Raw genomic sequence first — 22,869 nt, forward strand, 5'->3', positions numbered from 1 at the left:
TCAGGCGGACTGCTGAGCCGCGGCGTGGTGGGCGGCGAGCCGGCCGAAGATCAGCGAGCGCAGCACGGACGTGGCCGGCGGGTAGGCGTGGTAGTAGAGGCCGGTGGCCTCGCCCGCCGCGTACAGGCCGGGGATGGCGGCACCGGAGGGGGTGACGACACGGCCGTCGAGGTCGGTGCGGACACCGCCGTAGGTGAAGCAGATGGCGGCGGTGACCGGGACGCCGATGAACGGCGCGGTGTCCAGCGGCGTGGCCCAGTTGGACTTCTTCGGCTCGATGCCCACGGTCGCCTTGCCGTCGAGGCGCGTCGGGTCGAACTCACCCGGGCCGACGGCCGCGTTGAACTCGGCGACGGTCTTCTCCAGGCCCTCGGCGTCGATGCCGAGCTTGCCGGCCAGCTCCTCCAGGGTGTCGGCCTGCTCCGGCGGCACGTCGCTGAGCAGCGAGTTCATGATGCCGGGGATGGCGAGCGTCTTGGCGTCGGCGATCCAGTACGCCTCCTGCTCCTGGTTCTTCCAGATCTCGTAGCCGACGTGCTCGAAGGTGTTGTCCCAGGTGTCGCGGCCCTCGTCGAAGAAGCGCTCCAGCTTCCCGTTGACGAAGATCCCGGTGCTGAAGCCGTACAGGACCGCGTCGGCCTTCTCGGTCCGGCGGTCGACGGGCTCGGCGTGGATGCCGTCGAACTGGCCCGCGGTGTCGGCGCCCAGCTCCAGCGCCATGCGCAGCGCGTCGCCGCGGTTGTTGGTGATGCCGGGGGCGATCAGCGGCAGGTCGCAGGCCCTGTCGCCGACGTAGCGGGTGAGCATCTCGGTGTTGCCCTGGAAGCCGCCGCAGGCCAGGACGACGGCGCGGCCGGCGAGCCGCTGGGTGCGGCCGTCGGAGGTGCGGACCACGACGCCGTCGACGGAGCCGTCGTCGGAGGTGGTCAGGCGCAGCGCCTCCGTCTCGTAGCGGATGTCGACGCGCGGGTCGTTCTCCAGCGCGGCACCGAGGTGCTCGACGATCGAGGCGCCGCCACCGCGGGGGCTGGCCGGCGGCGTCATGGAGGGGGTACCGCCGTCGAAGGTGTGCGGCAGCGGGAAGTCCTCGAAGGCGATCTCGACGCCGTGCTTCTCGACGAAGCTCAGGGTCTGCGGGGTCTCCCGCTCGACGGTGCGGCAGTACTCCATGTCGGCGAGGCCGCCGGAGACCCGGACGACGTGCTCGGCCCAGTCGGTGTCCAGCCGCTTGTCCTGGGTGATCCGCAGGAACGCGCCGGTCCAGCGGGTGGCACCGCCGCGCTCCTCCTTCGTGGCCCGCTCCAGGACGGCGATCCTGGCGGGGGTCTCGCGGCCCTCGGTGGCCTCGGCGAAGGACAGGGCGGCCGACAGGCCGGCGGCGCCGAACCCGATGACGATGAGGTCGTACTGTGCCCGGGTGTTCGAGCCTGACATGGTCTCTCCTCGGAGAAGGTCGGAAAAGCGGTGGATACGGGCCTGCGGGCCTACGAGCTCAGCGGTTCGGCGTGATGACCCGACTCGTGCGGTAGAGCCGGTACTTGGCGCCGGTCGTGGTCTCGGCGAACGCCTGGTAGCGGCGGGTGAACTCGGGGTCCTCGAAGATCGCGTCGAACCGCTTCTGGTCCGTCCACGCCGCGAAGTTGACGATGGCGTCACCGTCGACGCTCGTCAGCAGGCGGGAGCCGCGGAAGCCGTCGGCGGTGGCGGCGACGTGCTCGACGGCGGAGGCGAGCGCGGCCACGCTGGCGGCCGCGTCGTCGGTGGTGGCCACGTTGATGAGCAGCACGCCGTCGTCCGGCTCCGGGGCGGTGACCACGCCCGGGCTCGCGTTGCGGCCCTCGAAGGAGATCCGCTCGTACGAGGCGATGCCGAGCTTGTGCCAGGGGTCGCTCTCGATGAGCTCGCGCACCTGGGTCTCGTCGAGGTCGGCCGTGACGATGACCGCACCGCCCTCGGGACGCGGCCCGCTGAGCAGGATGCGGCCCTGGTCTCCGTGCTCGCGCAGCCAGGCCTTGTGCTCGGCCATGTGGGCGACGACGGTTTCGCGGGGGGTCAGGTACGTGAGCGTCAGTACGTGGATCATCGGGTCCTCTGCGTGGGTGGGGGCGGAAGGGGGGCGGGGAGGAAACCGGCCGGATCAGGCGGCGGAGGCGGCGGGGGAGGCCGAGGTCTTCCGGGCCAGACCGGCGAGGATCTCCTCCGCGTCGGCCACGACGCTGTGGACGACCTGGGCGGCCGGCTGGATGTCCTGGATGAGGTCGAGCACCTCACCGGCGAACATGGCGCGCTGGCTGGTGTCGTCGCGGGCGACGGCGGCGGTCCACTCGGGCTCGACGGTGGCCCGCTGCGCGGCGAGTTCGGCGTCCCGCCCGGTCCAGGTGCGGGTGAAGTCGTTGCTCACGGCGCGGGCCTGGTACCTCTCGTCCCAGGGAATGCCGCGCACGACGTCGAACGAACGGGTGTCGACGGTGTCGGCGGTGTGCGCGGACACCAGGTGGGACTTGAATCCGGCGGTGGCCATCGACTCCTCGGTCGCGGCGAACCGCGTGCCCATCATCACGCCGTCGGCGCCGAGCGCGAGGGCCGCGGCGAGGCCGCGGCCGTCCGCGAACCCGCCGGCCGCGACCACCGGAACCCGGCCCTGCGTGACGTCGAGCACGGCGGGGATGAGCGGCAGCGTGGCCAGCGACGCGTGGTGGCCGCCGGCCTCGGCGCCCTGGGCCACGAGCACGGACGCCCCGGCCTGTACGGCGACGGCGGCCTGTTCGGGGTCGTGGACCTGGACGACGACGTGGGCCCCGGCGTCGGCCGCGGACGCGACGTACGTGCGGACCTGCGCCGCGTCGCCGAAGGAGAGGGCGATGACCGGCGGGGCGTACCCGAGCACCTTGTCCCACAGGCCGGGCCGCTCGTCGAAGGTGAACATGACGCAGCCGACGCCCCATACGCCGCCGGTCTCGGCGGCCTGGGCCACGTGCTCGTCGATGAACGCCGCGTCGCCGTAGCTGACGCCGACAAGGCCGAGGCCGCCCGCGCGGGTCACGGCGCCGGCGAGCCGCCCGCCGGACACGGAACCCATCGGGGCGCAGACGACCGGGTGGTCGATTCCGAGCAGTTCCGTCAGCTTGGTCGAGATCACGATGCTCCCTTGGTCCGGTTCGCCGGTGAGAAAAAGTTCCGGAGAATTCCCGCTCGAATTCCGCGAGGAAGAAAGGCGGGATCGCGTCGATTGACGTTCACGAGATTAGCTTCGGCGCCTGTGGCCCGTCCAAGACGCAAACCGCGTGACAGCCATAACCGGGCACCTATACCGCCTGGCAGCGGAAACAAGAAAGGCCTGTGAGCCGAGCCGGTATTGCTCGGATCACAGGCGGGCCCGCCGCGGGGAGAGGCGGGGGTTACTCGGTGAGGAACGCCCAGCCGCGCTCCGCCGAGACCTCTTGCAGGACGCGGGCGGTGCGGCTGCCGCCGAGTGCGGTGACGGCGAGGCGTTCGCGCGGCGGCCGGGTGGTGGGCAGTGGCCGCCAGACCAGGTGCGGCTCCCGCTCCACCGCGCGGCGCGGACGCAGGGCGACCAGGTCGGCGGTGGTCTGCAGGGCGTGCAGGAACAGGGCGTGCTGGTCATGGTCGACGCGATGCAGTGCCACGTCCCACCCGAGCCTGGCCAGATGCGCCGGCACGGTGTCCGCGAACCCCGGCGCGCAGCCCTCTTCGTACCAGAGGAGGCGCTGCCGGGCGAGGTCCCTCCAGGTGAGGTCGGCACCCGTGGCGAGCGCGTGCTCTCGCGCCATGACGACGCCGAGCGGCTCGTCCCGGACCACGGCGCGCACCAGGTGCGTCATCGGGAACGGCAGGCGCACGATGCCGAAGGCGATCTCACCGTGCCGCAACAGTTCGCCCTGGTCCGCCGCACCCACCGAGCGCATGCGCAGCTTCGCGCCGGCCTCGCGACCGCCGTGCGGGCGGCTGCCGTGTGCGTGGCTGCCGGACAGGGCGTGCTGCACCTCGATGAGGACGTCCGCCGGCACCCCGCCGCACACCCCGACGGGCCAGACCCGCGGCGCGGGAGCGGCCGCGGCGATGGCGGAGCGCAGCTGGCCCGGAATTCCCTGAATTTCTCTGAGAAAGGCGCGGCCGCCGGCCGTCAGTTCAACGCCTCGGGAACTCCGGATGAACAGCGCGGCACCGACGCGCTGCTCAAGGCGCCGAATTTGCTGGCTGAGGCTCGGCTGAGATATCCGGAGTTCCTGGGCTGCCGCCGATACGGTTCCCGCGCGTACCACGGCCAGGAAATACCGGAGATGTCGCATGTCGAAATCGTCGACGTCGCGCGCATCGGTGATCGCCCGGAATACGACCTCACCCGTCGGATCCGGACCCTGCGCGTCGAGGTCCGCCCGACCCTGGGTGCGCCGACCTGTCCACTCGTCCAGCACGCTCATCCGCTTCCTCCCACGTGTCGCCGCCCCTGCCCCGCGCAGGGACGCACCCACCCGGCCCCGGGCATGCCCGGGCCCAGGTGCAGCATGTCAGAAAATTCGTTCCCGAAGGTATTTTTTTAGCGCCTGAAAAAGCCTCGTCACCATGGCCGGCCTCACCACCCCCGCGCACGGAACCCTGCCCCTCCACCCCCGACAGCGCCGCGAAGAGCAGCCGCCACAGCGGCTCCCCGCCGGGCGCGCCCTCGTCCCCGGCGCTCCCGGCGGGCGCGTGCAGCAGCCCGTACATCACGATCACCAGCAGGCGGGCGACGAGCCGCGGCGAGTGCGCGGGAAAGCCGCTGTCCCGCTGCGCCCGGCGGACCAGGTCCATCAGGACGTCGTGCACCTCGACGAGGACGTCGGAGAGCGCCCGCGCCAGGACCGGGCAGTCGGCCGCCAGTCGCACGGTGGCCCGCAGCCGCACGTCCGACTGCAACCGGCCGGAGAAACCCGTCACGACGCCTTCGAGGACGCACCCGGCGTCCGCGCCGGAGGTGTCGCACTCGGCCCGCAGGCTCGTCCAGGCGTGCCGGGACTCGGCGATCAGGGCCCCGGCCAGCGACTTCTTCGAGGGGAAGTGTCCGTAGAGCGCGCCCTTCGTCATGCCGATGCGATCAGCCACCGCACCGAGGGTGGCCCGGCTGTAGCCCTCCGAGGCGAACACCTCGGCGGCGGCCGTCAGCACCTTCTCCCGCGTACGCCGCGCCCGTTCCTGTTTGGCCATGTTTGCACCCTCCCTGGTCAAAGAGAGCACATACATACCATCGAGGCGGAATGCTCTCGCAGCGTTCCGGTCGCCCGGGCATCGCCCGCCGACACCGCCCGCGCCGCCCTCAGCGGGCCGCGACGGGCGGGGAGCACCGCCCAGCCGAAGCGTTCCGCCTCCTCGTTCAGCTCGGGCGAATCCCCCACCACGACCGGCGTCCCCACCGCGCGGAGGAGGGCGAGATCGCTCTCGTGGTCGCCGTACGCGAAGCAGTCGGCCGGATCCGCACCCCGCTCCCGCATGATGCGGAGCGCGGCTTCGGCCTTGGCCTCGCCGATCATCGGGCGGTGCACCTCGCCGGTCAGCACCCCGTCGGCCCCCACCACCAGCTCGGTGCAGACGACCCGGGACACCCCGAGCTCCTCGGCCAGCGGGTCCAGGAGCGGGCGCATCGAGCCCGAGACCAGGACGACGTCGCGGCCCGCGGCCCGGTGCGCGGCGACGGCGTCGACGGCGGGCAGCACGAAGGCCGCGCCGCCGCGGCGGTAGCCGTCGTACCAGAGCCGCCCGGACGCCTCGAGGACGGCCGGTGGCACACCCGCGTAGCGCCGGTAGTACGCGCGGTTCAGTGCCTCGCGGTCGCGGGTCGCCGCCGCGTCGGCCGGGGGCTCCGGCGCGTCGGCGGCGACCGGGGGCTCCAGCACGTCGGCGGCGACCGGGGCCGGGGCCGGGGCCGGGGCCGGCTGTGAGGCCACCCAGTACTCCCAGAACGCGATCATGCTCTTCTCGGCGATCACGGTCTCGTCGACGTCGAAGAAGGCGAGCGAGGGACGCCCGCCCCCGGCCACCGCCGTCATCGGGCACCCCCGCTCACCAGGACCGCGTCCGCGTACGCGTCGGCCGCCCCGTCGAGGCCCAACGCCCCGTGCGCCGCCGCCGTCGTGACGTCCCGCCACGCCCGCTGCGTCGGGCTCCCCGCGGACTGCCCGCGCATGCCCGACGCGTGGAACAGCTCGTCGACCGCCTCACGGCACAGCGCGGCGGCGGTCGCCGCGTCCCGACGGTTCTCGGCCACCGCGAGCGGGGTGATCTCCCCCCGGTCCGCGCGGTCGGCGGCGGCCTCCAAAAGCAGCCGCGCCGCGTGGATCCGCGCGGACGCCCCGGCCAGCAGCAGGTTCTGGCCGGGTGTGCGCGACGCCTCCTGTACGCACTCGGCCGTCCAGGCCCGCAGCGCCGCCCGGGCCGCCCCGAGGACCGGGGCCGCGAAGATCAGCGCGGCGACCATCGGATAGGGCACGCGGTGGCAGCGGGCCGCGTCGGGCAGGGGGCGCAGCAGCGCGTCCAGCGTGAACGAGCGGTGGGCGGGCACGTCGATCCCGTCGCCCACGACGCTGTTGCTGCCGGTTCCCCGCAGACCGACGGAGTCCCAGGTGTCCCGGACGGAGAGCTCCGCCCGCGGCACGGCGAAGATCCGGTGCTCCCGCGTACCGTCACGACCCGGTGTCCAGGAGGCCACCAGCACCCACTCGGCGTGGTCGACGCCGCTGGCGGTCCGCCATTCCCCGTCCAGCCGCCAGCCACCGGCCACCGCCGTGGCGCGGCCCTGCGGCGGCACGATCGACGCGGCGATGCGCGCGTCCGGGCCGTGCGTCCAGAGGTCGTACTGGCCCTGTTCCGGCAGGTAGGCGGCGAGCCGGCCGTGCGCCGCGTACAGGGCGGCGCACCATCCGGTGGCGGCGCAGGCCTCCGCGACCGCCGAAGCGTCGGCGAGCAACTGGGCGAAACTCCCGGCCGTGCCGCCCCACTTGGCCGGTACGAAGTGGCGCGGGAACCCGGCCTCGACGACGGCGGCGGCGACCTGCGGGTCGAGCCTGCGCCGCTCGTCGGCACCTCGCGCGTCCCGTGCCGCGGCCTCGACGAGCAGGCTGCGCGCGTCCTGCCGTGCGTCCTGCCGTGCGTCATTCCGTACCTCGCCGGCCTGCTGCCGGGCGGTCAGCACGCCTCCCCCAGCCGGCTCCACGCGGGATCCGCTCTGCCGTGGCGAACCGTGGCGTGAGCGAGTTCGCGGTCGCCCTGGCGGGCGCGGAGCGTGAAGACGGTGCCGGCCGGATCGGTCCGCTCGGCCGGTTCCGCCGTGATCGCCACCGGCACGGCCAGTTCCCCGAACGCGCTGAACGTCACGGCGAGCCGCGTCACACCGCTCGCGCCGGGCCGGCTGTCCGCCGCGGCGACCCGGCCGGCCTGCCGGAACGCCTCCACGAGCATCATGCCCGGCACGTGGTCGGACTCGTGGTCGAAGAGCACGGGGTGGTCCTGGTCGAGCCGCAGCCACCAGCGGCCCGCCCGATGCGGGTCGGCGGCGGCGATGAGGACGTCGCGTTCGGCGAGCTGCCCGACGCGGGCCGGCGGCAGCGGAACGTACGGCAGCGGAAAGTGCGACGACGGTACGTGCGACGGCGTAACGTGCGGCGGCTGGTGGCGCGGCGGAGCCTCGTCCGGCGCCTGCCCGCCGCGGCGCCGCAGCAGGGCATAGCGGCGGGGCTCCATCGGCTCCCAGGCCACCCGCACCCGCCCGACGGAGCGGTGCCGCACCAGGACCTCGGCCTCGAGTTCCAGGCGCAGGCGCCGGGCGCCCTCGGCGGGAGCGCGGCAGACGACGTCGAGCCCGACGGCGAGCGGCTCCGCGCCGACCGGCGGGAGTGCTTCGAACAGGTCGACGGAGATCTCACTGAGCACGAACGGCATCCCGTAGGCGACGCCGAGGAAGCGGTGGGACACGTGGATGGCGGTCTGCCGCGCGGTCTCCGCCAGCAGGACCGGGTCGGACGCAGGGCCACCGTGGTGAGCGAGGTAGTGGTCCCGGTTCCATAAGGCCGCGACCGCGAAACGGTCGTCGCCGAGCCGCTGCGCGTCCGTCAGCAGCACTTCCCCCTCGGCCGCCTTGTGGACGGACTCACGCGGAACGCACCGGTCGAAGTTCATTCTCGGCCAGTGGCGCTCCGGCCCGGGCAGGCCGGCTCGTATCCCTACTTCAGGCATGGCGTGCACGCGAAGATTCCTCCCCTTGTCGCCGTGGCAGCCACGCGCCGGTATCGTCCCGACACAGCAAGTGGCGACGGCGAAAATATACCTTCGGGAAGGTATATTGGGGGATCGTTTTTCGCCACCTCGTGCGACCGGACACGGACCCGGGCACGACGCAACCGCACACGACAGCAGCCGACCGACGACAGAGGACCGCCCCTCATGCCAGAGCCGCAGGCCACCGCGTTCACCCCGCAGAAGACTTCTGCCAGAAGGGGTTCCGAGCCCAAACAGGAGCGCTCGGCCAGGACTCGCCTGCGGGTCCTGAGGGGGGCCGCGGAGCTCTTCACCGAGCGGGGCTTCCGCCACACGTCGGTCAAGGACGTGGCCGACCGGGTCGAGATGACCAAGGGCGCCGTGTACTTCCACTACCCGACCAAGGAAGCGCTGGCCGTGGCGATCGTCGAGGAACACTACGCTCATTGGCCGAAAATGCTCGATGAGATCACCGGGGAGGGCCTCGGCCCCCTGGATACGGCCGTACGCATGCTGGAGCGCGCGGCCACCGCGTTCCAGGAGGACGTCGTCGTGCAGGCGGGTGCCCGGCTCCAGCTGGAACGCCCGCAGATCGACGCCGAACTCCCCACTCCGTACGTCGACTGGATCGCCCTCCTGGAGTCCCTGCTGACCTCCGCCCAGGAGGCGGGCGAGCTGCGTCCCGGCGTCGTCCCGGCCAAGGCCGCGCGCTCCCTGGTCTCCGCGTTCTTCGGCTCCCAGCACGTCTCCGACGTCCTCAGCGGGCGCGCCGACGTGGTGACGCGCTGGCAGGATCTGAGCGAGCTGCTCTTCCGCGCGATCCGCGCCGACTGAGCGCGCGCGAGGACGGTCGGCGCCCGGCACATGCCGGGGAGCGGTGGGGCCCCCCCCCCCCGCGGGGGGGGCGCCCCTCTTCGTGTCCGTGCCGTCAGCCTCTGACCTGCACGGCGCGGGAGAGCCGGTCGTGCAGTCCGCGCCCGTCGCGGTCCCAGATCAGCGCGGGGATCGCGAGGCAGAGCAGCATGCTGCGCAGCCACACGCGCAGGAAGCCGAGCCGCTCGCCCTCGACGGAGATGACGCGCAGCCCGAGGAGGCGCTTGCCCGGGGTGCTGCCGACGGTACCGACCGTGAGCACGTTGAGGACGAAGAGCACCACGACGGCCCAGTTGCCGGCCCGGGTCTGGTCACCCGGCGCGATCAGCCCGTATGCGATCACGAGGCACAGGGTCCAGTCGATGAAGAGGGCCCCGAAGCGCCGCCCGAGCGGGGCGATGGAGCCCGGCCCCTCCTGCGGCAGGCCGAGCCGCTCACCCCGGTAGCCGAAGTCCGCGCCCATCTCCTCGGCGGCCGCGCGCGGTCCGGAGAGCCACGATCCGATTGCTTGCCTGTTGTCCACGCGACCACGGTACTGTGCCCGCTTTCGATCACTTCGACCCGGGTCCTTGATGTGTTACGCGCCCGCGCGCTGGTTAACTTTCCCGAAACAAATGGGTCATGCCCGAGAAATCCCGGGTCCCTAGGGTCAGAACCAGCGTGTGCCACCGCACTGGCCTCACGACCGAGCTGCAACCCCGCCCCTCCCTGGGTGGGAGTAGGAGGAGTTGGATGTTCCAGAACGCCGACGAAGCCAAGAAGTTCATCAAGGACAACGACGTCAAGATGGTCGACGTCCGGTTCTGCGACCTTCCGGGTGTGATGCAGCACTTCACGATCCCGGCGACGGCGTTCGACCCGGCCGAGGAGCTCGCCTTCGACGGCTCGTCGATCCGCGGCTTCCAGGCCATCCACGAGTCGGACATGGCGCTGCGCGCCGACCTGTCCACCGCGCGGGTGGACCCCTTCCGCCGTGACAAGACGCTGAACATCAACTTCTTCATCCACGACCCGATCACGGGCGAGCAGTACAGCCGCGACCCGCGCAACATCGCCAAGAAGGCCGAGGCGTACCTGGCCTCCACCGGCATCGCGGACACCGCGTACTTCGGCCCGGAGGCGGAGTTCTACGTCTTCGACTCGGTCCGCTTCGAGACCTCGGCGAACCAGGGCTTCTACCACATCGACTCGGAGGCCGGCGCCTGGAACACCGGTGCCCTCGAGGACAACCGCGGCTACAAGGTCCGCTACAAGGGCGGCTACTTCCCGGCCCCGCCGGTCGACCACTTCGCCGACCTGCGCGCCGAGATCTCCCTGGAGCTGGAGAAGTCCGGCCTCCAGGTCGAGCGCCAGCACCACGAGGTCGGCACCGCCGGCCAGGCCGAGATCAACTACAAGTTCAACACGCTGCTGGCCGCCGCCGACGACCTGATGCTCTTCAAGTACATCGTGAAGAACGTCGCCTGGCGCAACGGCAAGACCGCGACCTTCATGCCGAAGCCGATCTTCGGTGACAACGGCTCCGGCATGCACGTCCACCAGTCGCTGTGGCAGGGCGGCGAGCCGCTCTTCTACGACGAGCAGGGCTACGCGGGCCTCTCGGACACCGCCCGCTACTACATCGGCGGCATCCTCAAGCACGCCCCGTCGCTGCTGGCCTTCACCAACCCGACGGTGAACTCCTACCACCGCCTGGTCCCGGGCTTCGAGGCCCCGGTGAACCTCGTCTACTCGCAGCGCAACCGCTCCGCCGCGATGCGCATCCCGATCACGGGCTCCAACCCGAAGGCCAAGCGCGTCGAGTTCCGCGCCCCGGACCCGTCGTCCAACCCGTACCTGGCCTTCTCGGCCCTGCTCCTCGCGGGCCTCGACGGCATCAAGAACAAGATCGAGCCGGCCGAGCCGATCGACAAGGACCTCTACGAGCTCGCCCCCGAGGAGCACGCGGGCGTCCCGCAGGTCCCGACCGACCTCGCGTCCGTGCTGAACGCGCTGGAAGAGGACAACGAGTACCTCCAGGCGGGTGGCGTCTTCACGTCCGACCTGATCGAGACGTGGATCGACTACAAGCGCACGAAGGAGATCGCCCCGATCCAGCTGCGTCCGCACCCGCACGAGTTCGAGCTGTACTTCGACATCTAAGCCGGATCCCTCAAGCCGGGTTCCCTGACCCGGGGCCAGGCGTCGTGCTGAAGGCCGTCACCCCCTGTGCGGGTGGCGGCCTTCGGCGTTGTGCCCGGGCTCACGGCGGCGAGCCGAGGTGGCGCTCCCTCAGCCGGCCGTAGCGGCGGAGCCCCTCGCGGACGAACGCCCGCGGGCGGGGGCGTGCCGTGATGAAGTCCCTGGTCCTGCGCATGGCCACGTCGTGGACGAGGTATCCCGCCGCGCGCGGGGTGTGCCTCGCCAGAACGACGTGGGGAAGGCCGAGGCTGTCGGTCACGAAGGTCTGCTTGTACACCTGGTCGCCGTTGCCCAGGCCGACGAGCGCCACGCCGAGGCATGCCGCCGTGTCGATGGCGCTGCAGCAGGAGCGCCCCCCCGGGGGGTAGGCAGCGTACCGCTGGTCGTAGGCGGTGATGCAGCAAGGGGACGATGCGCATCTGCAGCCCCTCTCCAGCCTGCCGCCCGGCTTCGGCTCCGCTCCTCCTCGTTCCCATTGCCCCGGCGAGCCGTGCTTACGGCGCGCCGAGCGGCAGCGCTAGCCGGACAGCGCCCGCTCCAGCGGTGTGCGGAAGCGGGGGGTGACGCGCGTGCCGTTCAGCCAGGTGTGGAGGCGGGAGGCTTCCGCCTCGATGGCGGACGTCGCCTCGGTGCCCGGGTCCGTGAGGAGGCGCCAGACCGGTTCGCCGTCCGGGCGTTGGGCCCAGGCGCCGATGACGCGGCCGTTCCACCAGACGGTGGGGCCGATGTTGCCGCTGCGGTCGAAGAGCTCGGGGCGGTGGGCCGGGTCGAGGTACCAGTCGCGGTGCCGCCAGCCCATGGGGGTGGGGTCGAGCGCCGGGAGGAAGGCCGCCCAGGGGGCCGGGGCGTCGGTGGGGGACGTGTCGTCGGGCAGGACGTGGCCGGTCGTGCCGTCGTCGAGGTCGACCTCGACCGCCTGGACGGCCTGGAGGGCCTTGCGGACGTCCGTGACCTTCCAGCCCGTCCACCACGTGAGGTCCGCCTCCGTCGCCGGGCCGTACGCCCTCAGCCACCGGCGGGCGAGCGCGGCCCGGGCCTCGGCGGGTGGGAGGTCCGGCAGCGCGGGGGCGAGCGCCCAGCGGAATTGGCTGGAGGTCCAGGAGCCCAGCGGGCGGGCGCGGACGACGCGGTTCTCGGTGCCGAGCAGCCGCAGCAGGCGCGTGGAGACGCTCTGCTTCGTCTCGTACGCGGTGCCGGGGGCGTACACGAACCGCTCCCGCAGGCGGGGCTCTTCGGCGGCCAGTTCGGCGGCGGTGGCCTCGCCGCGGCGGGCCAGGGCGGCGAGGGTGGACTCCTCGACATCCGCCAGCCAGGCCTCGTCGAGCGAGCTGCCGGCCGTGAGCTGCTTGACGAGCGTGGCCCGTTCGCGGGCGGCGACCGCGTGCGTGGTGGACGACTGGACGACGGGCGCCAGCTCCGTGGGCACCACGAAGACCGTGTGGCGCATGCCGTGCATACGGACCAGGGTGCGGTCCTCGTACAGCGCCCGCCCCATGGCGGCCACCGGGCCGGCCGGATCGGCCAGCCGGGCGCCCACCGCGAGGTACACCGTGGCCGGGTCGGTGCCGTGCAGGGCGGTGAGCGAGCGCGCCACCTCCTCGGCCGTGGCCGCGCGGGCGGCGGGCGCCAGGTGGTGGCGCACGGCGAGGCGCCGGCGCCGCTCCTCGGCGGTCATGCGGGGGCGGGTGCTCGTCATGCGGGTGGACCTCCGTCAGGCGGGGGCATGGGCCCGCCGCCCCCGGAGGGGCGGCGGGCGGCGGATGAGCGGATCGGCGGATCGGCGGATCGGCGGCTCAGCGGCCGGAACGGATCAGGGTCCGCACCATGCGGCAGGTGACCTCGGACGGCGCGTGCATGCCGAGGCGCTCCGCCGTGCTGCGTATCGTGTCGTCGTCGGCCTTGGACGGGTGGTAGACGCCCGAGTCGAGCAGGGCGATCGCCAGGCGCATGGCCTTGAGGCGGCGGTTGTGCGCGACGTACCACTCGCGGGGCCGGCCCGCCGGCAGTGGCTTCTTCTGCAGAGGTTTCCAGGGTTCGAGGGGCAGTGTCCGGACCGTGGCGACAGCCATCGGCGACCTCCTGGTACGGGGTGTGGGGGCCCTCCCCCGGGCCCTCACGAACTACCTGAATTTTACCGGCCACCACTGACAATCGGCCCTGGCCGGCGGGGCTTCGCAGGGGGCTTCGCCAGGGCTTTCGGCGGTCCGGCGGGTACGGTGACGGGCATGGAGATCTGGATCAATCCCGCCTGTTCCAAGTGCCGTGGCGCCCTGAACCTCCTCGACGAGGAGGGCGCCGAGTACACGGTCCGCCGCTACCTGGAGGACGTGCCCTCCGCGGACGAGATCCGCGACGTACTGGACCGGCTCGGCCTGGAGCCGTGGGACATCACCCGTACCCAGGAGGCCGCCGCCAAGGAGCTCGGCCTGAAGGAGTGGCCGCGTGACGCCGGTGCGCGTGAGCGCTGGATCACGGCGCTGGTGGAGCACCCGAAGCTGATCCAGCGTCCGATCATCACGGCCGACGACGGCACGGCGGTGGTGGGCCGGACCGATGAGGCGGTACGGGACGCGATCCGCCGTTCCTGAAAGGCGGTTGAGCAGATTCCGCTTGCTACTCGTACGTAGGGGCACACACGGAACCGATCCGGCCGCCGCCCCGTGCGGCCGGGGACAGGAGCCCCCCACGTGTCACGCGGAAAGACCCTCAGCGGGAAGAAGAAGCTCGCCCTCCTCATCGGCGCGGTCGCGATGGCCGGCGGTACGGCGGTGGTGATGACCGGGACCAGCCAGGCGTCCGTCGCCTGTGACGGGCTCGCGACCGCGCTGAGCAACAACGAGAAGTTCATCGCCGGTCAACGCGCCAATCCGGACGCCCAGTCGGAGGCGCGCATCGCCAACCGGCTGGCGGTGATCGAGGAGATCAAACGCAAGCAGGCCGCCTCGGGATGCGAGGTGGGCCAGGGCAGCGCCGCCGGCAAGGGCGGTGCGGGTGGTGCCGGTGGCGCCCAGGCGGGCGGCCAGGCCCCGGGCGGCGGCGCCGGGGCGGGAGCCGGTGCGGGAGCCGGGGCGGAAGCCGGTGCGGGAGCCGGGGCGGAAGCCGGGGCCGGAGCCGGACAGCAGGGCGGCGGCGGGGCCGTCGGCGAGGTCGTCTGCGCCGGGTCCACGGTGACCCTGTCCGGTGAGGGCGGCGCCCCCGCCGCATCCAGCAACCAGTTCCCGATCGGCACCAAGCTCAAGGTGACCAACCTCGACAACAACAAGTCCACCACCGTCGAGGTCACCGCGCCCTCCGGCAGCTGCGCCCTGCTGAACAACGCCGCGTTCGAGCAGGTCCGCGAGCCCGGCAAGTTCCTGATCCGCAAGGCCCGGATCGAACGCGTGGGCTGAGAAATCCCAGAGCCGCGTCTCCGCCCTCGGTGTTACCTTGCGGAGGCCGGCCGCGGGACTCCGGCGCGACTTCCGGGACTTGCCTATGAAGCGATGATTCAGCTGTTCGCGCCCTCATTCCCCGGCCGGCACCGGCTTTCGTACGCATCGGGGGGAGACGATGGCGGAGACCTTCTCCGACCTCATCGCGGCCGAGGACGTGCTGCTCTTCGTCAACGCCGCCGTGACGGCGACGGGCCAGCGCGAGTTCCGCTCGGACGCGCAGGAGCAGCGCCTGTCGCTGTCCTTCCTCCACGAGTACGTACGGGTCAACTACCGGCCCCTCTACGCCGCCACCCTCGCCCTCGACATCAACGACCACAACGCCGCGCTCATCATCGAGGCGCTGCTCCGCACGGCGGCCGACGCGGCCGACGCGGCGGACAAGCGCGCCGAGGGGCGGCTGATCGCGGCGCGGCTCGCCATGCTCCCTCCCCCGCGCGTCTACCGCCTCTTCCGCGCCCTGCGCGCCGCCCGGGTCAACAACCGCCGCACACGCGCGCTCATGCGCGACTGGCTGGCGGCCCGCCCCGACCCGGCGTACGACGCGGTGAAGTACCGCGCCGGGATGAAGGCGGCCGCCCGTCACGCCCATGTCCGGCTGCCGGACGACGAGGTGGGCACCTTCCTGTTCACGTCCTCCGGCCACCTCCGGTACGGCAACGCCTTCCTGGAGGCGTACCGTCGCGCCCGGTACGAGCAGGCGGCGGTGTACGAGCTGCCGTTCACCGTCGCCGAGGGCTTCGCCGCCCGCCACGGCATCCCGCGCGAGGTCTTCCTGGAGCGGATCGCGCCCCGGATGACCCGCCTGGAGCGGCTGCGCACCCAGCGCACCGGCCCGGCGGCGGAGCTGTCCGGCATGCCGCTGACCCGGCTGGCGCTGTACGCGCTGTCGCTCGGTGTCGAGGAGCGGGTCGCGCGGCGCGCGGAGCTGACGGGCGCGCTGCGCGCCGCGGCGCGCCGGGCGGCGGGGCCGTACGCCGGTACGTGGGGGCGCGTCGCGGCGGTCCTCGACGACAGCTACTCCGCGTCCGGCTCCGGAGAGAAGCGGCGCCGCCCGCTCGCCGTGGCGCTGGGCTGCCACTTCCTGCTGGAGGCGCTGGCGACGACGTACACGCCCCGGTGGACCTCGGGCTCCACGGACGCCCTGCTCGTACGGCCCTGGGGTCCGACGCCGCTCGGTACGCGGATCCTCGACGCGCTGGAGGCGGAGCCGCAGCGGCTCGTGATCGTCTCGGACGGGTGGGACAACGCCCCGCCCGGTCTGGCCGGTGAGGTGCTGCGGGTCTGGCGCACCCGGCTGGACCCGGAGCGGCGTACGAGCGTGGTGCATCTGAACCCGGTGTACGACGCCGACGGCTTCGACGTGCGGCGTCTCGCGCCGAGCGTGCCGACGGCCGGGATCCGGGACGCGGAGGACCTGCCCGCCCTGGTGGAGGTGGCGCAGTTCGCGGAGGGGCGCACCGGGCTCGCGGAGCTGCGGGCGTACTTCGACCGGCGGGTGGAGCTGTTCCTGCGGACGAGGGAGGAGGCGGAAGCGTGACCCGGATCGATCTGGCGGGCCTGACCGCCCGGCCCGCGCAGGTGTGGGGCGGCATCCGCCTCGTACCGCTGGTGCGGGAAGAGCCGCTGGAGGGGCTGCGCCTCCACCGGCGGGTCTACGGCGGGTACGGCGTGGTCGATGTCGGGCCGCGCACCGAGTACGTGTCGTACATCCCGCACGGCCTCGTGGCGGACTGGTCCGGCGGCCAGGGGCAGCCGGGCGAGTCGGCGGCGTACGGCACCCGGCTCGGCGCGTACGACGCCGATGGCGAGCCGCCGCCCTGCATCCCCGTCCGGCGGCACCACCGCCTGGTCAAGGGCGAACAGCGTACGGGGAGGGTCCGCTTCCTGCCCCAGCACCTCGCCCTGGAGGGCTACCTCGCGCTGCACTTCGGCGGCCCGTCCATCGTGTGGGACGAGTGGTCCCGGCAGGCGGTACGCCAGGGCCTGTCGCCGCGCGCGGAGGACGCGTACGCCGGGCGGCGGGTGCGGGGGCTCGCCGAGGCGCTGCGCGTGTTCGAGATCCACCCGGGCCAGTGCGGGGTGATGGTGTACGCGGCGGACGCGCTCGCCGCCGCCTTCGTCGTCCCCCACCCGGACGACTACCGCGCCCTGCACCCCTCCCTCATCGAGGACCTGTACGGCGAGACGGTGTACCAGTACGCGCTGTACGGCGCACCGGTCCCGGAGTTCACCGCGCGCGTCCCCGACACCGGCGGCCTGCGGACGCTCGCCGATCTGCGGGCGGCGGCGCGGGCGCAGGAGCGGGCGTGGACGGAGGCGCACGACGGGCTCATGGCGCGGGACCTGCTGCAGACTCCGTACGCCTTCGAGCGGGTGCGACGGATGGGTCCGTACGCGCTGTACCGCTTCCTGCCGCCGTTCCTGCGCGGCGGCGGGCAGGAGCAGCACATCGGCGAGCTGATCACCGACCACAAGGGGCGGACGGCCTACCTCAAGACGTTCCGGCTGTCGGAGAAGCAGGTCCGGCGCGGCTACCTGCTGCGGCGGCTGGCGGACTGCGACTGGCACCTGGGGCGTACGGCGGAGGCGCTCGGCACCGGGTACGCCGAGCTGGTGGCCCGGATCCGCGCCGCCGGGTTCGGATCGTTGCTCGACGCGCACGCCGTCGCACGCGGCGTGAAGGCACAGGAGACGTAGGGGACATCAGGGGCATAACGGAAAAGCTGAGTAACACGGGGTTCACAATCGGGCAACGGCCGGGAAATCCCGTGTTGCCAAGCTGCCGGGAGCGCGACACCCGCTGCACCCGAAGGATGAGGCACCCCCGTGACCATCAAGGCCGAGTACATCTGGATCGACGGCACCGAGCCGACCGCCAAGCTTCGCTCGAAGACGAAGATTCTTCCGGCGGGCGCGGCCACCGGCGTCGCCGAGCTCCCCATCTGGGGCTTCGACGGATCCAGCACCAACCAGGCCAAGGGGCACTCCTCCGACCGCGTCCTGAAGCCGGTCTACGTCTGCCCGGACCCGATCCGCGGCGGGGAGAACATCCTGGTCCTGTGCGAGGTCCTCAACACGGACATGACCCCGCACGAGTCCAACACGCGTGCGGCGCTGGCCGAGGTCGCCGAGCGGTACGCCGCCCAGGAGCCGATCTTCGGCATCGAGCAGGAGTACACCTTCTTCGACGGCACCCGTCCGCTGGGCTTCCCGGCCGGCGGTTTCCCGGCGCCCCAGGGCGGCTACTACTGCGGTGTCGGCGCCGACGAGATCTTCGGCCGTGACGTCGTCGAGGCGCACCTGGACAACTGCCTCAAGGCGGGCCTGGGCATCTCCGGCATCAACGCCGAGGTCATGCCCGGCCAGTGGGAGTTCCAGGTCGGCCCGCTGGCGCCGCTGGTCGTCGCCGACCAGCTGTGGATCGCGCGCTGGCTGCTGTACCGCACCGCCGAGGACTTCAACATCTCCGCCACCCTCGACCCGAAGCCGGTCAAGGGCGACTGGAACGGCGCGGGCGCGCACACCAACTTCTCGACGAAGGCGATGCGCGAGGGCTACGACGCCATCATCACGGCCTGCGAGGCGCTCGGTGAGGGCTCCAAGCCGCTGGACCACGTCAAGAACTACGGCGCGGGCATCGACGACCGCCTGACCGGCCTGCACGAGACCGCCCCGTGGGACCAGTACTCCTACGGCGTGTCCGACCGCGGCGCCTCGGTCCGCATCCCGTGGCAGGTCGAGCAGGACGGCAAGGGCTACATCGAGGACCGCCGCCCGAACGCCAACGTCGACCCGTACGTGGTGACCCGCCTGCTGGTGGACACCTGCTGCGAGGCGCTGGAGAAGGCCGGCCAGGTCTGATCCGCCATCACCCCGCATGACGGTGCGGGACTTGTACGACGCGAGGGCGTCCGCCGATTTTCGGCGGGCGCCCTCCCGCGCGTACGGGGGTGTCTGCTTGAATAGCGGCATGGCCAGCCTCCGGAACACCGCCACGGGTCGCAGCGACGACCTCGAGCCGTTCTGGCCGTCCCGTCAGCACCACGATTTCGACCGGGTGTGTTGCCGCGCGAGGAACGCGTCGGCCCTCTAACGCTGGTGGAGGCCTCTCCAGGCCCTCCGATGCCTTCGGCCGTCGCGCAACGACGTACTCCCGTCCCTTCGCGCGAAAGAGCTGACCCCATCATGGCGAACACCCGTACCGCCGCCCCCGTCTCCCCGCTGTCCCCTCTTCCCCTGCCGACCGGCCGGCACCGGCTGCGTGCCGTCGGCCGGGACGAGGTCGTCGACATCGTGGACGCCGTCGACGTCTCCGAGCTGATCCCGCCGGGCGCCACCTGGCTGCCCGCGCCGCCGCACGCCGTGCCCGTGCTGCCGGGGCAGCCGCCGATGGTCGGCTACCTCGTGCTCGTACCGGCCGAGCAGGGGGAGAACCCGCCCGGCCGGGCCGCCGCGGGCCAGGGGCCCGTGGCCATCGACACCGTCCGCCGCACCGCCCTGGTGGACGGGCGGCCGCTGGAGCTCACGTACCTGGAGTTCGAGCTGCTGGCGCACCTGGTGGCGAACCCGCACCGGGTGCACACGCGCGACCAGCTGGTGACCACCGTGTGGGGCTACGGCCACGTCGGGGACGGGCGCACCGTCGACGTGCACGTGGCCCGCCTGCGCCGCAAGCTGGGCGCCGAGCACCGCCGTACGATCCAGACCGTACGGCGGGTCGGCTACAAGTACGCGCCCTAGGAGGCGCTCTGCGAGGCGCGGCGGGCCGCCAGGGCGCCCAGTGCCGCGTCGAGCACCAGGAACGCCAGCAGGCTGATGCCCAGCATCGGTACGAACCAGCCCACCAGGGCCGTCCCGGCCGCGAGCGGCAGGAGCAGCACGGCCGGCACCTTGCGCCAGGCGCCGCGTGGCACGGGGCGGCCGAAGCTCAGCGTCCGCTCCTTGGTGGGCCTGCGCAGCCACCACATCCGGTAGCCCCACAGGATGAGGAGGATGAGGCCCACCATGAGGGCGGCCAGGGCGAGCTGATTGGGCAGACCCAGGAAGACGCCCATGTGGGCGTCGATACCGATGCGCGTGAGCTTGGCGAACAGCGGGTAGTCGGCGAACCGCAGTTCGTCCATGATCCGGCCGTCGGCCGGGTCGACGGCGACCGAGTCGAGGTGGGCGGGGAACTGCGTGTCGGTCTCCTTGACGACGTACCCCTTGCCGTCGGCCGGGAGGGTGACCGCGATCCGCCCGGCGACGCCCTGCGCGGCGGCCGCCTCGACGGCCCTGTCGATGCCGACGTCCGCCCCGGCCGGTGCCTGCGGCTGCTGGTGGCCCGTGCCGTGGCCCTCGTGGCCGCCGCCGGCGGCGGGCGCGGCGCCGTCGAGGGTGGCGGAGACGGTGGGCGTGGTGCCGCCGAGCCGGGCCTGGAGCACGTCGACGTTCTCGCCCGCGTACCGCGACCAGGTCAGGCCGGTGGCCGAGAGCAGGACGAGTCCGGTCACCGCCCACAGGCCGACCGCGCCGTGCCAGGAGAGGGTGCGGCGGCGGGACTTGGGGCCGCGCTCGGGGAGGAACAGGGACCGCTTGGCGGCACGCCGGCGGCCGATCCAGAGCAGCAGGCCGCCGAGGGCGACGACCCACATCCAGCTGGCGGCCAGCTCGCTGTAGTTCCGGCCGAGCTCGCCGAGGTGCAGGTCCGCGTGGAACTCGGAGAGCCAGGCACGCAGCGGGAGGGCGCCCGAGCTGCCGTAGCTCGGCAAGTCCCCGCGCACCTCGGCGGTGTAGGGGTCGACGAAGACGGCGAGGGACTTGCCCTCCTCGACGTCCGGGCTGCTCATCAGGACGCGGGTGGTGGCGCCCTCCTCCGGTGACGGCCACACGGCCGTCACCGTCCCTTCGGGATGGGCCGTACGGGCGGCGTCGACCTGCTCCGAGAGCGGCAGGACGCGCTCGCCGGCCGGGACCCGCAGCTCGTGGTCGTAGAGGACCTTCTCGACCTGGAAGGAGAGGGCGTACAGCAGTCCGCTGACGGCGGCGACGAGAAGGACCGGGGCGATGAGGAGGCCCGCGTAGAAGTGGACGCGCAGGAGGAGGGGGCGCAGGGCGCTCCACGTCGACGCGGTCTGTTTCGTGCCGGTTGATTCCGGTATAGGGGTGGTGGTGCGGTCGTCAATGGCCATGACTGTCCTAGGAGTCGGCGTTGTCTGCAGGGGGAAGCGGCCCCCAGGTCAGACGTGCGCGGCTCCGGGGGCCGTGGCGCGGGGTACGGCGAGCGCGGGCGGCCCGCGCCGCGACAGGCTGTGCGCGAGGACGACGCCGCGGTGCCGGCGCGCGGGGCGCGGGCGGGCGCCGCGCGGCGGGCGCGGGGCCTCGGGCAACCGCACGAGGGCGAGGAGCAGTCGCAGCGGTGTGAAGGCGAGGGCGCCGACGGCGCGGGCGATCCGGAAGAACGCGGCCTCGCCACGGGCCAGCCAGAGGGCGCAGGCGCCCGCGGCGAGCAGGTGCGCGGCCAGCATCCCGGCGGACGCGCCGCCGAGGCCGACGGCGTCGAGGCCGACGGTGTCGAGAAGCGAGGCGGGCTCGGGGAGCGAGGCGGGCCCGTGGCCCACGGCGCTCGACGTCATGCCGCCGTGGCCGTGAAGGCTGCCGTGTGCGGTGTCGTGTGCGGTGCCGTGTTCGTGGTGGTGCGGGCGGCCCGCGCCGAAGGTGACGTGCAGCGCCGCCTGGAGGCCGAGGAGGCCCGTAGCGATGAAGGGCGCTCCCCTGCGGCGGGCCGCCGCCAGCCAGGCCAGGGCCGCCGTCGCGCCGAAGGCGGCGAACAGCGCGGGCAGCGGGATGTCGTGCGCAGACATGGACGAATGCCCCACCGCAGCCAAGGTCACGCACACCGCCGCGAAAAGTGCGGCACGCAAGGCGCGCAACGGCGACCGGGGCTCCGTCATCGTCCGCTCATGCTGCCACCCCCGCGCCGGGGGCGGGAACCCCGGGGTCCGTGGTTCCGTCCGCGGCGGTGTTCCTCCCGCAGCGGAACCGCTGGTCAGCGCGGGGCGCGCGAGGCAGAGTCACCGTCATGAGACTTCTGATCCTCGGTGGTACGGAATTCGCGGGGCGCGCGGTGGCGGAGTCGGCCCTCGCCCGGGGCTGGGAGGTGACGGTGTTCCACCGGGGCCGCCATGAGCCGCCCGCCGGGGTGACCGCCCTGCTCGGCGACCGCACCGCGCCCGACGGGCTCGGCCTCGCCGCCCTCGCCGACGCCGGCCCCTGGGACGTGGTCGTCGACACCTGGACGGACGCGCCCGCCGCCGTACGGGACGCGGCGCGGCTCCTCGCCGACCGGGCGGGGCGGTACGTGTACGTCTCCAGCCGCTCGGTGTACGCCTGGCCCCCAGCGCCGGGGCTGGCGGAGGACGGGCCCCTGGTGGAGGGCTCACCGGACGCGGTGGACGTGCCGTACGCCGAGGCCAAGCGGGGCGGGGAGCTCGCCGCGCTCGCGGAGTTCGGCGACGAGCGGACGCTGCTGGTCCGGGTGGGCCTGATCCTCGGGCCCGGCGAGAACGTGGGCCGGCTGCCGTGGTGGCTGGGCCGCGTCGCCCGGGGCGGCCCGGTCCTGGCGCCGGGCCCGCGCGACCTGCCGCTGCAGTACATCGACGTACGCGACCTGGCGGAGTGGACCCTGGACGCCGCGGAGGCCGGCCGCTCGGGCGCGTACAACCTGGTCTCCCCGTCCGGGCACACGACCATGGGCGGGCTGCTGGACGCCTGCGTGCGCGCCACCGGTGCGGACGCCGAGCTGCGCTGGACCGAGCCGGAGGCGATCGCCGACGCGGGCGTCGAGCCCTGGACGCAGCTGCCGGTCTGGACGCCGCCGGGCGAGCTGCACGACGCGATGCACCGGGCCGATGTGTCGAAGGCGCTCGCGGCGGGGCTGCGGTGCCGGCCCGTGGACGAGACGGTCGCCGACACCTGGGCGTGGCTGCGCGCGCTCCGCGGCGCCGCGCCGCAGCGCCCCGACCGGGCGCAGGTGGGGCTGAGCCCGGAACACGAGGCCAAGGCGCTGGGGCTGGAAAGGTGAAGAAGCCGACACGGCTGGAGTAGTACGCCCCCTTTGCGGATGTGGATTTCTACGAACCCGGGCAGGGGCTGA

At 73.0% G+C, this 22,869-nt stretch carries 23 protein-coding genes; 9 read left to right on the forward strand and 14 right to left on the reverse strand.

Annotation, left to right across the window (positions count from 1 at the left end; genetic code table 11):
• The 8 genes from ABZX67_RS04240 to ABZX67_RS04275 all read right to left on the reverse strand — a co-directional run bounded on the left by ABZX67_RS04240 (position 1) and on the right by ABZX67_RS04275 (position 8,169).
• A complete protein-coding gene (locus tag ABZX67_RS04240) occupies positions 1-1,434 on the reverse strand; it encodes an FAD-binding protein (RefSeq protein ID WP_355354233.1) in 1,434 nt (477 codons plus the stop codon).
• A 58-nt stretch (positions 1,435-1,492) separates the two neighbouring features.
• A complete protein-coding gene (locus ABZX67_RS04245; protein WP_355354236.1) occupies positions 1,493-2,083 on the reverse strand; it encodes a YciI family protein in 591 nt (196 codons plus the stop codon).
• Positions 2,084-2,137: 54 nt separating this feature from the next.
• Positions 2,138-3,139: a nitronate monooxygenase gene (locus tag ABZX67_RS04250; protein ID WP_355354239.1), complete on the reverse strand. Its 1,002-nt coding sequence runs from the start codon at positions 3,137-3,139 to the stop codon at positions 2,138-2,140.
• Between the two features lie 259 nt (positions 3,140-3,398).
• A complete protein-coding gene (locus ABZX67_RS04255; RefSeq protein WP_355354242.1) occupies positions 3,399-4,442 on the reverse strand; it encodes a LysR family transcriptional regulator in 1,044 nt (347 codons plus the stop codon).
• Positions 4,360-5,205 (reverse strand): TetR/AcrR family transcriptional regulator, encoded by an 846-nt coding sequence (locus ABZX67_RS04260; RefSeq protein ID WP_355354245.1) that lies wholly within the window; start codon positions 5,203-5,205, stop codon positions 4,360-4,362. Before ABZX67_RS04260 ends, ABZX67_RS04255 begins: the two co-directional genes overlap by 83 nt.
• A 17-nt stretch (positions 5,206-5,222) precedes the next feature.
• On the reverse strand, positions 5,223-6,044 hold the full coding sequence (locus ABZX67_RS04265) for an HAD-IB family hydrolase (protein ID WP_355354248.1): 822 nt from the start codon (positions 6,042-6,044) through the stop codon (positions 5,223-5,225).
• Positions 6,041-7,186 (reverse strand): acyl-CoA dehydrogenase family protein, encoded by a 1,146-nt coding sequence (locus ABZX67_RS04270; protein ID WP_355354251.1) that lies wholly within the window; start codon positions 7,184-7,186, stop codon positions 6,041-6,043. The genes ABZX67_RS04265 and ABZX67_RS04270 overlap by 4 nt, the downstream gene beginning before the upstream one ends.
• On the reverse strand, positions 7,180-8,169 hold the full coding sequence (locus tag ABZX67_RS04275; RefSeq protein WP_355354254.1) for a ScbA/BarX family gamma-butyrolactone biosynthesis protein: 990 nt from the start codon (positions 8,167-8,169) through the stop codon (positions 7,180-7,182). Before ABZX67_RS04275 ends, ABZX67_RS04270 begins: the two co-directional genes overlap by 7 nt.
• A gap of 264 nt (positions 8,170-8,433) precedes the next feature.
• On the opposite strand from ABZX67_RS04275, the gene ABZX67_RS04280 reads away from it, so the two are divergent.
• On the forward strand, positions 8,434-9,081 hold the full coding sequence (locus ABZX67_RS04280) for a ScbR family autoregulator-binding transcription factor (RefSeq protein ID WP_355354257.1): 648 nt from the start codon (positions 8,434-8,436) through the stop codon (positions 9,079-9,081).
• A 94-nt stretch (positions 9,082-9,175) separates the two neighbouring features.
• On the opposite strand, the gene ABZX67_RS04285 is transcribed toward ABZX67_RS04280, so the two are convergent.
• A complete protein-coding gene (locus tag ABZX67_RS04285) occupies positions 9,176-9,643 on the reverse strand; it encodes an RDD family protein (protein ID WP_355354260.1) in 468 nt (155 codons plus the stop codon).
• Positions 9,644-9,852: 209 nt separating this feature from the next.
• Here ABZX67_RS04285 and glnA point away from each other — a divergent pair, with 209 nt between their 5' ends.
• Entirely contained in the window at positions 9,853-11,262 is a 1,410-nt protein-coding gene (gene glnA / locus ABZX67_RS04290; protein ID WP_355354263.1) for a type I glutamate--ammonia ligase, read from the forward strand.
• Positions 11,263-11,362: 100 nt separating this feature from the next.
• Here the strand turns inward: glnA and ABZX67_RS04295 are convergent, their stop codons facing one another.
• The 3 genes from ABZX67_RS04295 to ABZX67_RS04305 all read right to left on the reverse strand — a co-directional run bounded on the left by ABZX67_RS04295 (position 11,363) and on the right by ABZX67_RS04305 (position 13,370).
• The gene (locus ABZX67_RS04295) at positions 11,363-11,611 is read right to left on the reverse strand and encodes a hypothetical protein (protein ID WP_355354266.1); all 249 of its coding nucleotides are present in this window, start codon (positions 11,609-11,611) and stop codon (positions 11,363-11,365) included.
• Between the two features lie 207 nt (positions 11,612-11,818).
• Entirely contained in the window at positions 11,819-12,997 is a 1,179-nt protein-coding gene (locus ABZX67_RS04300) for a winged helix DNA-binding domain-containing protein (protein ID WP_355354269.1), read from the reverse strand.
• A gap of 97 nt (positions 12,998-13,094) precedes the next feature.
• Positions 13,095-13,370 (reverse strand): hypothetical protein, encoded by a 276-nt coding sequence (locus ABZX67_RS04305; RefSeq protein WP_355354272.1) that lies wholly within the window; start codon positions 13,368-13,370, stop codon positions 13,095-13,097.
• Between the two features lie 156 nt (positions 13,371-13,526).
• On the opposite strand from ABZX67_RS04305, the gene ABZX67_RS04310 reads away from it, so the two are divergent.
• From ABZX67_RS04310 to ABZX67_RS04335, 6 genes are all read left to right on the forward strand, one after another.
• Positions 13,527-13,889 carry an arsenate reductase family protein gene (locus tag ABZX67_RS04310; RefSeq protein ID WP_355354275.1) on the forward strand — a complete coding sequence of 121 codons (363 nt, stop codon included), beginning with the start codon at positions 13,527-13,529 and terminating at the stop codon, positions 13,887-13,889.
• 99 nt (positions 13,890-13,988) lie between these two features.
• Positions 13,989-14,690, forward strand: a complete 702-nt coding sequence (locus ABZX67_RS04315) for a hypothetical protein (protein ID WP_355354278.1) — start codon at positions 13,989-13,991, stop codon at positions 14,688-14,690.
• Positions 14,691-14,850: 160 nt separating this feature from the next.
• Entirely contained in the window at positions 14,851-16,272 is a 1,422-nt protein-coding gene (locus ABZX67_RS04320) for a hypothetical protein (protein ID WP_355354281.1), read from the forward strand.
• Positions 16,269-17,432, forward strand: coding sequence for a hypothetical protein (locus ABZX67_RS04325; RefSeq protein WP_355354284.1), 1,164 nt, complete (start codon positions 16,269-16,271; stop codon positions 17,430-17,432). The genes ABZX67_RS04320 and ABZX67_RS04325 overlap by 4 nt, the downstream gene beginning before the upstream one ends.
• Positions 17,433-17,561: 129 nt before the next feature.
• Positions 17,562-18,596, forward strand: a complete 1,035-nt coding sequence (gene glnII / locus ABZX67_RS04330; RefSeq protein WP_355354287.1) for a glutamine synthetase — start codon at positions 17,562-17,564, stop codon at positions 18,594-18,596.
• A gap of 324 nt (positions 18,597-18,920) precedes the next feature.
• Positions 18,921-19,475: a winged helix-turn-helix domain-containing protein gene (locus ABZX67_RS04335; RefSeq protein ID WP_355354290.1), complete on the forward strand. Its 555-nt coding sequence runs from the start codon at positions 18,921-18,923 to the stop codon at positions 19,473-19,475.
• Here ABZX67_RS04335 and ABZX67_RS04340 read toward each other — a convergent pair.
• Both ABZX67_RS04340 and ABZX67_RS04345 read right to left on the reverse strand, forming a co-directional pair.
• A complete protein-coding gene (locus ABZX67_RS04340) occupies positions 19,472-20,905 on the reverse strand; it encodes a PepSY domain-containing protein (RefSeq protein WP_355354293.1) in 1,434 nt (477 codons plus the stop codon). The two genes, ABZX67_RS04335 and ABZX67_RS04340, sit on opposite strands and share 4 nt — an antisense overlap.
• Before the next feature lie 48 nt (positions 20,906-20,953).
• The gene (locus ABZX67_RS04345) at positions 20,954-21,577 is read right to left on the reverse strand and encodes a hypothetical protein (RefSeq protein ID WP_355354296.1); all 624 of its coding nucleotides are present in this window, start codon (positions 21,575-21,577) and stop codon (positions 20,954-20,956) included.
• Positions 21,578-21,795: 218 nt separating this feature from the next.
• Between ABZX67_RS04345 and ABZX67_RS04350 the strand changes: the two genes are divergently transcribed.
• Positions 21,796-22,797 carry an NAD-dependent epimerase/dehydratase family protein gene (locus ABZX67_RS04350; protein ID WP_355354299.1) on the forward strand — a complete coding sequence of 334 codons (1,002 nt, stop codon included), beginning with the start codon at positions 21,796-21,798 and terminating at the stop codon, positions 22,795-22,797.
• Positions 22,798-22,869 lie beyond the last annotated feature (72 nt).

The organism is Streptomyces sp. NPDC003036, from assembly GCF_040611175.1.
In the GTDB taxonomy this organism is placed as follows: domain Bacteria; phylum Actinomycetota; class Actinomycetes; order Streptomycetales; family Streptomycetaceae; genus Streptomyces.

What these genes read in the sequence shown, in the direction of transcription:
- ABZX67_RS04240 (WP_355354233.1), bottom strand. Translation starts at nt 1,434, where the DNA reads ATGTCAGGCTCGAACACCCGGGCACAGTACGACCTCATCGTCATCGGG.
- ABZX67_RS04245 (WP_355354236.1), bottom strand. Translation starts at nt 2,083, where the DNA reads ATGATCCACGTACTGACGCTCACGTACCTGACCCCCCGCGAAACCGTC.
- ABZX67_RS04255 (WP_355354242.1), bottom strand. Translation starts at nt 4,442, where the DNA reads ATGAGCGTGCTGGACGAGTGGACAGGTCGGCGCACCCAGGGTCGGGCG.
- ABZX67_RS04260 (WP_355354245.1), bottom strand. Translation starts at nt 5,205, where the DNA reads ATGGCCAAACAGGAACGGGCGCGGCGTACGCGGGAGAAGGTGCTGACG.
- ABZX67_RS04265 (WP_355354248.1), bottom strand. Translation starts at nt 6,044, where the DNA reads ATGACGGCGGTGGCCGGGGGCGGGCGTCCCTCGCTCGCCTTCTTCGAC.
- ABZX67_RS04275 (WP_355354254.1), bottom strand. Translation starts at nt 8,169, where the DNA reads ATGAACTTCGACCGGTGCGTTCCGCGTGAGTCCGTCCACAAGGCGGCC.
- ABZX67_RS04280 (WP_355354257.1), top strand. Translation starts at nt 8,434, where the DNA reads ATGCCAGAGCCGCAGGCCACCGCGTTCACCCCGCAGAAGACTTCTGCC.
- glnA (WP_355354263.1), top strand. Translation starts at nt 9,853, where the DNA reads ATGTTCCAGAACGCCGACGAAGCCAAGAAGTTCATCAAGGACAACGAC.
- ABZX67_RS04300 (WP_355354269.1), bottom strand. Translation starts at nt 12,997, where the DNA reads ATGACGAGCACCCGCCCCCGCATGACCGCCGAGGAGCGGCGCCGGCGC.
- ABZX67_RS04305 (WP_355354272.1), bottom strand. Translation starts at nt 13,370, where the DNA reads ATGGCTGTCGCCACGGTCCGGACACTGCCCCTCGAACCCTGGAAACCT.
- ABZX67_RS04310 (WP_355354275.1), top strand. Translation starts at nt 13,527, where the DNA reads ATGGAGATCTGGATCAATCCCGCCTGTTCCAAGTGCCGTGGCGCCCTG.
- ABZX67_RS04320 (WP_355354281.1), top strand. Translation starts at nt 14,851, where the DNA reads ATGGCGGAGACCTTCTCCGACCTCATCGCGGCCGAGGACGTGCTGCTC.
- ABZX67_RS04335 (WP_355354290.1), top strand. Translation starts at nt 18,921, where the DNA reads ATGGCGAACACCCGTACCGCCGCCCCCGTCTCCCCGCTGTCCCCTCTT.
- ABZX67_RS04340 (WP_355354293.1), bottom strand. Translation starts at nt 20,905, where the DNA reads ATGGCCATTGACGACCGCACCACCACCCCTATACCGGAATCAACCGGC.
- ABZX67_RS04345 (WP_355354296.1), bottom strand. Translation starts at nt 21,577, where the DNA reads ATGTCTGCGCACGACATCCCGCTGCCCGCGCTGTTCGCCGCCTTCGGC.
- ABZX67_RS04350 (WP_355354299.1), top strand. Translation starts at nt 21,796, where the DNA reads ATGAGACTTCTGATCCTCGGTGGTACGGAATTCGCGGGGCGCGCGGTG.